Source organism: bacterium (genome assembly GCA_030655055.1).
Classification (GTDB): domain Bacteria; phylum Edwardsbacteria; class AC1; order AC1; family EtOH8; genus UBA5202.
Window position 1 is genome coordinate 1 of the sequence record JAURWH010000174.1, and the last position, 10,979, is coordinate 10,979.

The window sequence follows — 10,979 nt, forward strand, 5'->3', positions numbered from 1 at the left end:
TTCGGGCCCTCACCAATTTCAACTCCATCAACATCTCGCCGGACTGGCAGCCGGGCGGCGGGGCGCTGGCCTTCGTCTCTTTCTACCGCAACCGCACCGACATCGTTTCCCTGACCCTGGCCAGCGGCAAAACGGCCGTCATCTCCCAGACCGAGGGGTTGAACACCTCTCCGGCCTGGTCCCCGGACGGAAAATTTCTGGCTCTTACATTGTCCAAGGACGGCAACGCCGAGATCTACCTGCTGTCACCGGAAACCAAGGAACTGCGCCGCCTCACCAACTCCTGGGCCATAGACTGCTCGCCCTCCTGGTCGCCCAACGGCCGGGAACTGGTCTTCAACTCCGACCGGCCCGGCTCGCCCCAGCTATATATCATGGACACAGAAGGGGCCAACATCCGGCGGCTGACCTACCAGGGCGGCTACAACACCTCGCCCAGCTGGTCACCCCGGGGCGACAAGATCGCCTTCGTTTCCCGGATAGACGGAAGATTCCAGGTCTGCACCATAGACATCACCGGGGACAACTTCGTCCAGCTGACCTACGAGGGCGACAATGAGGACCCCAGCTGGTCGCCGGACGGCCTGCACCTGTGCTTCTCCTCCAGCCGCACCGGGAGCCACCAGATCTGGCGGATGCACTGGGACGGCAGCGTCCAGCAGGCCATCACCAACAACGGCGGCTCGTACATGCCGGCCTGGGGCCCGGCCCAGTAGGGCGTTTCAGATTGAATAAAATGCGGATTTGTTATATAATGGCACCTATCTTCCTTTACCCTTGAAACTAATCTTTAGTCTAAATACAAAACCAAAGGAGTTCAATGAATAAATATTTTACCGTAATTGCAATGTGCCTGGTTCTGGCGCTTGGCTTTGGTTGCACCAAAAAACAGACCGTGAAGCAGGAAGAACCCATCAAGCAGCCGGAGGTTTCCATCCCGGCTCCGGTGGCCACCCCGCCGGTCGAGGCCCAGCCGGTGGTTCCCAAGATAGAATTCAAAACGATATTCTTCGCCTTTGATTCCTATTCCCTGAACGAAGAGGGCAAGGCTTTGCTTAACCAGGCCGGCGGCCTGCTGCGCAGCTATCCCGATGTCGCCCTGCGGCTGGAAGGCCACTGCGACGAGCGGGGCACGGCCGAATACAACCTGGCCCTGGGCGAAAAGCGGGCCAACGCCGTCCGGGAATACCTGGAGAACCTGGGCGTCAGCCGCTCCCGGCTGTCCACCGTCAGCTTTGGCAAGGAAAAGCCCGCTGTAGCAGGCAACGATGAAGCCAGCTGGGCCAAGAACCGCAGGGTGGAGATCGTTCCAGTAGCCAAATAGTATTTCCCGGGAAAGACAGGATTTACATGATTGACAGGATCACTTAAAATACCGGGAACCACGAAGGCCGACAAACCTTTGGCATTTATTTATCTTACAACAATAATTTCAAAAATACATCATGAAAAAATCATTGCTATTGGTCTCACTATCCCTGGCTGTTTTCATGGGCTGCGGGATGAAGAAGGAATACATCCGGGTCACCGATCAGCTGGATTCCATAGAGCTGCGGGAGAAAAAGATCGACCGCCGGACCTTGGTGATGGACAGCCTGATCCAGGTCCAGATGGGGATGATCTACGAACTGCGGGCAGAGCTGAGGAGCCTGTCGGCCTCGGCCGGGGAGAAGTGGAGCATAGCCGAGCAGCAGCAGGAGGACAACAAGTACCGCCCCCTGCCCATCGGCCCCAGCCAGCCGGACCCCAAGGGGCCGGCCCCGGAGCCGAAAGCTGAAGTTCCCGCCGAGACCAACCCCAAGAAACTTTACGACGCCTCGTACCTGGACATCACCAAGGGCAATTACGACCTGGCTTTGGCCGGGTTCAACGAGTTCATCAAGCGGTTCCCCAAGCACGACCTGGCCGACAATGCCCAGTACTGGATCGGCGAGGGTTATTACGCCCAGAAGAAATACGAGCCGGCTTTGACCGAGTTTGAAAAAGTGGTGGGAAACTATCCGGGCAAGGACAAGGAACCGGCTGCGCTTTACAAGATCGGGCTGTGCCTCCAGGAGATGAGCGACAAGGCCAAGGCCAGGCAATACTGGCAGCTGCTGGTTAAAAAATATCCCAAAAGCCCCGAAGCCGCCCTGGCCAAGGACAAGCTGAAATAAAGGTTCTCCTGGGAAATGTAGAAATCAATGAAAAAGGCCCTTCCCTTTGGGAAGAGGCCTTTTTTGCATCATTTTTTTGTTGACTTTGAAATATGGCGGGGTTAAACTTATAAGTTATGGTAAAACGGTTCAAGCAAGTCCTCTTTTACCACGGAAACACGGAATTTACGAAAAGTATTTCATCAAATTATAAGAGTTAACCTAAATTCATCCGTGTTTTCAATGCTTCAGTGTTTCAGTGGTAGGTTCCTAATGAATCCCGATAATAATTTTTAACCATCATATAGCAAGGAGCAATATGCCGGTCAATCCCAAAATATTCAAGGCCTACGACATCCGCGGGGTCTATCCCAATGAGCTGGATGAGGCCCAGGCCAAGGAGATCGGGCGGGCTTTGGTGGACCACCTGAACTGCAAGACCGTGGCCGTGGGCCGGGACATGCGGACCTCGTCCCAGCCGCTGTTCACTGCCCTGGCCGAGGGCATCACCATGCAGGGGGCCCAGGTGATAGACGTGGGGCTGGTTTCCACCGACGGGCTGTATTTTGCGGTGGGCAAGTTCGGCTTTGATGCCGGGGTGATGATCACCGCCAGCCACAATCCGGCCCAGTACAACGGCCTGAAGATCTGCCAGGCCAATGCCATCCCGCTTTCCGGCGACGAGGGATTGAACCAGATGCGGGACCTGATAAACCAGGGCAAGCTGAAGACAGGGGCCTCCAAGGGAACGATAATTTCCCGGGACATAGACCTGGATTACATCAGCCACTGCCTGTCGTTTGTGGACCACAAGAAGATCTGGGGATACAAGATAGCGGTGGACGCCGGCAACGGCATGGCCGGGCGCACCATCCCGCCCATCTTCCGCCAGCTGCCGGGCACCCTGGTGCCGATGTTCTTTGACCTGGACGGGACCTTCCCCAACCACCCGGCCAGCCCCATAGAGCCGGAGAACATCGCGGCCCTGCAGGAGACGGTGGTCAAGCAGCACTGCGACTTTGGGGCGGCCTTCGACGGCGATGCCGACCGGATGTTTCTGGTGGACGAGAAGGGCCGGGCCCTGGCCGGCTCGGACGTGGCGGCCCTGGTTTCCAAAGTGCTTTTAAAGAAGAACCCCGGCTCGGCCATATTGTACAACGCCATCTGTTCGCGTTGCGTCAAGGAGACCGTGGAAAAGTACGGGGGACAGGCCGTGCGCAGCAAGGTGGGCCACGCCCTGATCAAACCCCTGATGCGGGAGCATAACGCCATCTTTGGCGGCGAGCACTCCGGGCATTTCTATTTTAGGGACAACTGGTTCGCCGATTCCGGGCTGATAGCCTTTCTGGTCTGCTGGCAGTTGATCTCCGAGGAGAACAAGCCGCTGTCGCAACTGGTGGACGAGATAGACCGCTATGTGCGGATCCCCGAGACCAACACCACCGTGCAGGACATCCCGGGCAAGCTGGCCGAGCTGGAGAAGATCTATTCCGCCAAAGGCGCCCAGCTGGACCATTTGGACGGTTTGACCATTTCCTATCCCGACTGGTGGGCCAACATCCGGCCCTCCAACACCGAGCCGCTGCTTAGGCTGAATGTGGAGGCGGAGTCGCAGGCGTTGCTGGATGAAAAGGTGAAGGAGCTGTTACAGGTGATAAGGGGTTAGATGAAACAGTAAGGTGTTTTAATAAGTGCAAGGAAAGACAAATTTATGATATTTGGAATAATTGGCCCGTCTGAGGAAGAAATATGCCCTTTTGTTGAATTAATGGAATCGAAAGCCGCTACTTCCTATGCTATGTTGAACTTTTATGAAGGCACATATAATAATGTTCCCGTAGTCTCCGTTTTTTCTGGTGCATGCAAGGTCAATGCAGCCATTGCAACTCAAATACTCATAAGCAAATTCAATGTCTCTCATTTGATTCACATTGGAGTTGCTGGTGCTTTAAAGGATGATATGTCCGTTGGCGATATTATAGTACCCGACGCGATTGCATACCACGATGTTTTGCCAGAAATAATTACAGAATATCATCCTTGGATGAAAGATGAATATTTCAGACCGGACAGGGGGATGTTAACCGCATGCCTGGATATGATGAAGTCAAATTATTCTGCAAAGAGATGGTTTTCCGGGAAAGCGATAACCGGTGAAGCATTTATCCATGATGATGAAAGAAGTAAGCTGGTCAGCAAATATGACCCGTATTGTGTTGATATGGAAAGTGCTGCTGTAGCCCATGCCTGCTATGTAAATAAAATACCATTTATCGTCATTCGCTCGATATCCGACAATGCAGATGATTGCGGTTCGGAGGACTTTGATAATAATGTAGCATCCTCTTCATTGAATGCAATTGAAGTGGTAAAAGATTTTATCAAGCATTACACAAAGCCGCCGGCAAGCATTTAAAAATATGTTTTTTCAATGCAAATCCTTTAAAATTACTCCAATAGTTGAATCACAACTGTCTCAAGTATTGTCGGTTTACCAGCAATGCGAGGATTTTCTATCCTTGGGACCCATATCAAAAGCCTCAATGGATATGGTAAAAGCGGATATTGATCATTCCAAAAAAGAGAATGGATTGTTTTGTGGGATATTTGACCTGAAAGAAACAATGGTTGGGATCATTGATTTTGTGCCAAGTATGTTTGAAGGTAAGCCGGAAAATGCTTTCATATCCTTAATAATGGTCGCCAAGCCCTACAGAAACAAAGGTCTGGGAAGAAAAGCAACAGAAGTTGTTATAAGTAAGATAAAAGAAGACCCGCAAGTTAGGGTTGTTTTATCTGCGGTGCAGACAAATAACGAACGAGCCATCAAGTATTGGGAAAGCCTTGGTTTCGACATTATTGGCGGTCCTGAGCTGAGGCCGGACAAGACAGTTGTTTATCAGCTAAGTAAGAATTTGTGACAAGTTAACAAAGTATGTTTTTACAAAACATAAATTACGACACCCTATATCTCAAAGGCTTCCGTCCCTATCTCTGGATCATAGGACTGGGGTTTCTCCTCTATTTTCAGGCCCTGGGCCTGGGCTATGTTTCCCTGGATGACGAACACCTGATCGTCCAGAATTACCCCCACATCTCAAATCTTGCCAACCTGCCCCAGGCCTTTCTCAAAGACGTCTACTGGCGCAACCCCGGAACCTACTACCGTCCGCTGTTAAACGTGTCCCTGATGCTGGACGCAGCTTTAGGCGGCCAGAAACCGTTTGTCTTTCACTTCACCAACATCTTGCTGCACCTGGCCTGCGGCCTGCTTATATTCCGGTTCTTCCAGAAACTTGGGTTTGGCCGGTTGCGGTCTTTTGCTGTCTCGTTATTCTACCTAGCCCACCCGGCGCTGGTCCAGGCTTCGGCCTGGATCCCCGGCCGCAACGATACCCTGCTGACCCTGCTGACCCTGGCCGGGTTCATATTCCTGATCCGCTATCTTGAGAAACAAAATATTGGCGACCTGCTAGGTCACTTCCTTTTCTTCGCTCTGGCCTGCCTGACCAAAGAAGCGGCTGTGGTCTTCCCCCTGGCCGGGCTGTTATATGTCTGGGCAGTTTCAAAAGAAATCCCGTCGTTTAAAAAGCTTTTACCCTTGATCTCGGGCTGGGTCATTATTCTGGCCGGGTGGTACGGACTGAGATGGCAGGCGATCTCTCCGGCGGTCAACGCCCACGAAAGACAGTTCGCAAACTTTAAGGAAATACTGACAGGTTTGGTCTCCTATACCGGTAAAGTCTTTTTCCCCTTCAACCTCTCAGTCCTGCCGCTTTCCGGAGACGTCAAGCTATTCTGGGGCCTGATGGCAATAGCGCTGGTGCTGGCCTTGGGGCTGGTCAAAGGGATTCACAATCGTAAAATGTTCCTCTTTGGTTTAAGCTGGTACCTGCTGTTCCTGCTGCCCACCTTCGTCAAACTGGCCGGGCAGATAAATTATCTGGAACACCGGCTCTACCTGCCGCTGGTCGGCCTGGTGATAATGCTGCTGGAAACGAACGTCGTCCGAAAAATTGCCCTGAAGCCGGCGCTGATGGCCGGATTGCCCATCCTGGTTGTCTTCGGGGTGCTGGCGACAAGGCACATTGCCGACTTTAAAACCGACCAGACATTCTGGGGCAACGCCGCCCGAACCTCGCCCAACTCCGGCCTGGCCCACCAAATGATGGGAAGGGCCTGGGTGCGGGACCTGCAGCCAGCCAAGGCCGAGCAGGAATTCATCAAGGCCGCACAGCTGGATCCCCAAGGGCCGTCGATCCCCAACGACCTGGCCCTGCTGTATCTGGAATATGGCAAGGTCCAACAGGCGGGGGAGCAGTTCCAGAAAGTGCTGAAGCTTGACCCGAATTACGCCAATGTCCGCAACAACCTGGCGTTGGTATATTTCAACCTGGGGATGCTGGACTCTTCGCGCCATCAGCTTCAGGAGGCCATCAGACTTGATCCTTCAAAACCACAGCCTTACGACAATCTGGGTGTGCTTTTAATGCAGGCAGGCAAACTGGATTCGGCCGAATATTATCTGAGCAGGTCTTTATCCCTGAACCCCGCTGACTCGGCGGCCCGGCAGCATTTCCTCCAACTCCAACAATTAAAAGGAAGCAGGTAACATGTCCGGTAAGAATGCGGCAGCGGCCGGAAAAATATTTCGCTATATGACAGCTTCCTGGCGGCCCTATGCCCTGCTGGCTCTGGTGGTAGCGGGTCTTTATGCCCAGACCCTGGGCTTTGATTTTTCCGGCCACGACGATTACCAGCTCATCGTTGAAAAGGCCGGAATGCTTTCCGATCCGGCCAACATCCTGAGGGCTTTCGAGACCGACGTGGTTTGGGGTCACCAGGAGATATATTACCGCCCGGTGCTGACGCTTTCCTTTATGGCCGACGCCATCTGGGGCGGGATGAAGCCCTTTGCCTTTCATCTGGGCAACCTGCTGCTGCACCTGCTGGCGGTGCTTTTGCTGTTCCGGTTCCTGTCGCGGCTGGGAATACCTCCCGGGCGGAGCCTGGTGGCCTCGCTGTTCTTTGCCGTGCACCCGCTGCTGGCCCAGGGGGTGGGCTGGATCCCCGGCCGGAACGACCCGCTCTTGACGGTATTGGTTCTGGGCTCGTTCCTGGCTTTCATTGAATACGTTCAAAAAGGACGGAATTGGGTTTTGGGCGCCCATTTAATGCTCTTCCTCCTGGCCCTGCTTAGCAAAGAGACTGCGGTCTTTCTGCCGGTCATGGCCTTTGGCTACTGGCTGTTTTCAAGGAAGAATGCCAAGAAGGAGGACGGGGTGAACCTCTTCCTGCCGGTCGCTGGGTGGTTGGTGATGGCGGTTGTCTATTATTTGCTGAGAATGAACGCGATCCAGCCCGGTGCCGGCGTGGCCGCCGCCCGGATCAATACTTTATCCCAGAACCTGACGGGATTCGTAAGCTACATCGGCAAAGTGTTCTTCCCTTTCAATCTTTCCGGGGACCCGATCCCGGCCGATCTACCGATAGGCTATGGCTTGTTCTCTCTGGCCGGGCTGGCCGCCGTCTTTCTTTTGGGCGGCATCAGGGACCGGAAGCTGTTTTGGCTGGGTCTGTCGTGGTTCATATTATTCCTGGTGCCGACCTTTTTGGGCAACACCTCCTATGCCAATTTTGCCGAGCACCGGATGTACCTTCCCCTGTGCGGTTTTGCGGTGATGCTGCTCCAATCGGACTTGAAGCTGTCAAGCCGCCCGGAGAGAACGGCTGCGGGGGCTGTCGTCGCCATCTGGCTGCTGGCCTTTGTCCTGCTGAATGCTCTTCACACAAGAAACTATGCCAATCGGTTCAGCTACTGGGGCAATACTGTAAAGAATTCCCCCCATTCCTATCATGCCCACAACATGCTGGGCCGGTGTTATGCCCAGGAGGGGTCCTACGCCAGGGCGGAGGAGGAATTCCTCATTTCCTGGAAGATCAATCCGCAGCACACCACGGCCTACAATGACCTGGGTCTTCTTTATCTGGGAATGGGCCGTTCCAGCGAGGCCGAGGCGGTCTTCCGGGAACTGCTGGTCAGGGAACCATCCAATGCCGGGGCCCGCAATAATCTGGGCCTGCTTTACCTGCAGCAGAACCGGATGGACGAAGCCGAGCGGGAGTTCCTGGAGGCGGCAAAATTGAATCCCGGCAAAGCCGAGATTTACGATAACCTGGGAGTGGTTCATTTTAAAAGGGGATCGCTTTTACAAGCCGAACAGTATTTGCTGCAGGCGGCGGCGCTGGATCCCGAAGACATAAAAGTGAACTTTCATCTGGCCTCGCTGTACTACCGGGCCCAGGATCATCTAAAAGCCATCAAGTATTACGATAAGTCAATAAGCTTGGGTATGACACCGGACCCCAGGGTTGAGGAAGCTTTGAGACCCTACCGGAAATAGCTCAACGAACAAATCGTACTTAGGAGTATAAAATGAAAAATATTTCATTGGCCCTTTTGTTAGCGCTGATGTCAGCGCTGATCGGTTGCGCCCCGGCATACATTCCCAATGCGGTAAACGTGCCGCTGCTCAGCAACCAGGGACAGTTCCAAGGGGCGGTTTCTGTTGGGTCTAGTGGCACTGATTTCCAAACCAGCTATGCGCTGACGAGTAACCTGGGCTTGATGGCCAATGGTTCATTTTATGAAGGAACATTAACAGATAATGCAGACGCAACTGTCGTAGATAAGACCAAACGGATTTTCTTTGAAGGCGGGGCCGGATATTATACCGCTTTCGGAAGCGCCGGGCGGTTCGAGACCTATGGAGGTTACGGCCAGGGCACATCCACATACAGCAACAGCTATGATTTTTTCGGTCCCCAGGAAGTAATAGCCACCGGGAATTACCGGCGGTTTTTCATCCAGCCTAGCATCGGCACTGCCACTGATTTCTTCGATGCCGCCATAAGTCTGAGGACTTGTTACGTGAATTTTTACCAGATTAAAAGCGGCGACCTGTCGCTGGATCATAATGTCGATGGCATCTTCATGGAGCCGGTCATCACCGCCCGGCTGGGTTACAAACATCTTAAGTTCATGGCCCAGATTGGCGCTACAATCCCTTTGGGCCAGGATGTGGAAATGTTCTGGCATCCGTTCCTGTTCAATCTGGGGCTGAGTTTTGATTTCGGCAAAAAAGAAAGAACCACAGAGAACAAGTGAATTTAGAAATCCTAAAATATCCCTTGGGCGCCATCGACACCCACCTCCACAGCCGGATCTCCTGCGATTCCGAGATGGGCATGCAGGCCGCCTGCCGCCAGGCATTGAAGATCGGCCTGAAGGCCCTGGTCTTTACCGAGCACGCCGACTTTGACCCTTCGGACCAGGGGTGCGGTTTTTATGATGACCGGAAGTACAATGAAGAGCTGGCCGAGGCCAGGGTGGCCATGGGTCGATCGCTTAAGATCTACAAGGGCATAGAGATCACCTACCAGCCCCGGCGGCGCCAGCAGATACTGGACTTCATTCATCAGCACCAGTTCGATTTCACCATCGGTTCGGTGCACATGGTGGGCTCCAAGGATGTTTCTCGGCCGGAGCTGGCCAAAAAACATTACGGCGCCATTGAGGAGGAGCAGGCCTACGGCGAGTATTTTCAGGAAGTGGAGAAGCTGATAGACAGCCGGCTGTTCGACTGCCTGGGCCACCTGGACCTGTGCAAAAGATACGGACATCTGCATTACGGTCCGCTGGTCTACAAAAAGTACGAGAAGAATTATAAGAAAATATTAAAGCATCTGATCCAGGCCGACATGATGCTGGAGGTCAACACCTCCGGCCTGCGTCAGCAGGTGAAGGAGACCTTTCCCCCATACCCGGCGGTGCTGGAATACCTGAAGATGGGCGGCATCAAGCTGACACTGGGCAGCGACGCCCACCGCGTCCAGGACATAGGCCATGATTTCGGAACAGTGCTGCACGACATCCCCCAACTCAACCAGATAAAGCGCAAATGAAAATTGCTTTGACCATCGCCGGCTCCGACAGCGGGGCCGGGGCCGGGATCCAGGCCGACCTCAAGACCTTCGCCGCCTGCGGGGTCTACGGCATCAACGTCATCACCGCCCTGACCGCCCAGAACACCCAGGGCGTGTTCGGCATCTTTCCGGTCAAGCCCGAGTTCATCAGCCGGCAGCTGGAGGTTCTGCTTAAGGACATGGGCTGCCAGGCCGCCAAGACCGGGATGCTTTTCAACCGCCAGGTGATAGAGACCGTGGCCCACGACATCCGCAAGCACCAGATAGGGCCCCTGGTGGTGGACCCGGTGATGGTGGCCAAGGGCGGACATTCGCTGCTGCAGCCCGAGGCCGAAGCGGCCCTGGTGTCCTGCCTTTTCCCCCTGGCCTTCCTGGTGACCCCCAACCTGGACGAAGCCAAGCGGATCTCCAAGATGAAGACCATCGCCAACCTGGACCAGATGAAGGAGGCGGCGTTCAAGATCTCGGTGCTGGGTCCGCGCCACGTGCTGATCAAGGGCGGGCATCTGCCGGGCAGCGCCACCGACCTTCTGTTCGACGGCCACAAGTTCACCGTGCTGGAAGCCCAGCGCATCAACACCTCCAACACCCACGGCACCGGCTGCACTTATTCGGCGGCCATCACCGCCTTCCTGGCCAAGGGCGAGAATATCGACAGCGCCGTGGCCCGGGCCAAGCGCTATGTGACCGGGGGGATAAAGAATTCCCTGTCCATCGGCCACGGCCACGGCCCGCTGGATCATTTCTGGGAGACCGAAAATAAATAATCCCACCGTCCTCGTTATCAACCTTTCAGGGAAACACGCCATGCACTCACCTTCATTTTTAATGGCCTTCGTCCTGACCGCTCTGGCCGGC

Annotated in this window: 11 protein-coding genes; all 11 read left to right on the forward strand. The window is 54.3% G+C overall.

Translation table 11 applies throughout. The features are described 5' to 3' along the window. Positions 1 to 716, forward strand: a 716-nt coding sequence (locus tag Q7U71_08200) for a Tol-Pal system beta propeller repeat protein TolB (protein MDO9391739.1), incomplete at its 5' end; no start/stop codon positions are given. A gap of 104 nt (positions 717 to 820) precedes the next feature. Next, complete coding sequence (pal, locus tag Q7U71_08205; GenBank protein ID MDO9391740.1) at positions 821 to 1,324, forward strand: peptidoglycan-associated lipoprotein Pal; 504 nt, start codon at positions 821 to 823, stop codon at positions 1,322 to 1,324. Between the two features lie 121 nt (positions 1,325 to 1,445). Further along, the gene (gene ybgF, locus Q7U71_08210; protein MDO9391741.1) at positions 1,446 to 2,156 is read left to right on the forward strand and encodes a tol-pal system protein YbgF; all 711 of its coding nucleotides are present in this window, start codon (positions 1,446 to 1,448) and stop codon (positions 2,154 to 2,156) included. 298 nt (positions 2,157 to 2,454) lie between these two features. Beyond that, on the forward strand, positions 2,455 to 3,801 hold the full coding sequence (locus tag Q7U71_08215) for a phosphomannomutase/phosphoglucomutase (GenBank protein ID MDO9391742.1): 1,347 nt from the start codon (positions 2,455 to 2,457) through the stop codon (positions 3,799 to 3,801). Between the two features lie 45 nt (positions 3,802 to 3,846). Then, positions 3,847 to 4,551 carry a 5'-methylthioadenosine/adenosylhomocysteine nucleosidase gene (locus Q7U71_08220; protein ID MDO9391743.1) on the forward strand — a complete coding sequence of 235 codons (705 nt, stop codon included), beginning with the start codon at positions 3,847 to 3,849 and terminating at the stop codon, positions 4,549 to 4,551. 127 nt (positions 4,552 to 4,678) lie between these two features. After that, positions 4,679 to 5,056 carry a GNAT family N-acetyltransferase gene (locus Q7U71_08225; GenBank protein ID MDO9391744.1) on the forward strand — a complete coding sequence of 126 codons (378 nt, stop codon included), beginning with the start codon at positions 4,679 to 4,681 and terminating at the stop codon, positions 5,054 to 5,056. A 14-nt stretch (positions 5,057 to 5,070) separates the two neighbouring features. After that, entirely contained in the window at positions 5,071 to 6,747 is a 1,677-nt protein-coding gene (locus Q7U71_08230) for a tetratricopeptide repeat protein (GenBank protein ID MDO9391745.1), read from the forward strand. Position 6,748: 1 nt separating this feature from the next. After that, positions 6,749 to 8,539, forward strand: a complete 1,791-nt coding sequence (locus Q7U71_08235; protein ID MDO9391746.1) for a tetratricopeptide repeat protein — start codon at positions 6,749 to 6,751, stop codon at positions 8,537 to 8,539. A gap of 32 nt (positions 8,540 to 8,571) precedes the next feature. After that, positions 8,572 to 9,303 (forward strand): hypothetical protein, encoded by a 732-nt coding sequence (locus Q7U71_08240; protein ID MDO9391747.1) that lies wholly within the window; start codon positions 8,572 to 8,574, stop codon positions 9,301 to 9,303. Then, positions 9,300 to 10,100 carry a histidinol-phosphatase HisJ family protein gene (locus Q7U71_08245; protein ID MDO9391748.1) on the forward strand — a complete coding sequence of 267 codons (801 nt, stop codon included), beginning with the start codon at positions 9,300 to 9,302 and terminating at the stop codon, positions 10,098 to 10,100. Before Q7U71_08240 ends, Q7U71_08245 begins: the two co-directional genes overlap by 4 nt. After that, complete coding sequence (thiD, locus tag Q7U71_08250; protein ID MDO9391749.1) at positions 10,097 to 10,888, forward strand: bifunctional hydroxymethylpyrimidine kinase/phosphomethylpyrimidine kinase; 792 nt, start codon at positions 10,097 to 10,099, stop codon at positions 10,886 to 10,888. Before Q7U71_08245 ends, thiD begins: the two co-directional genes overlap by 4 nt. Positions 10,889 to 10,979 lie beyond the last annotated feature (91 nt).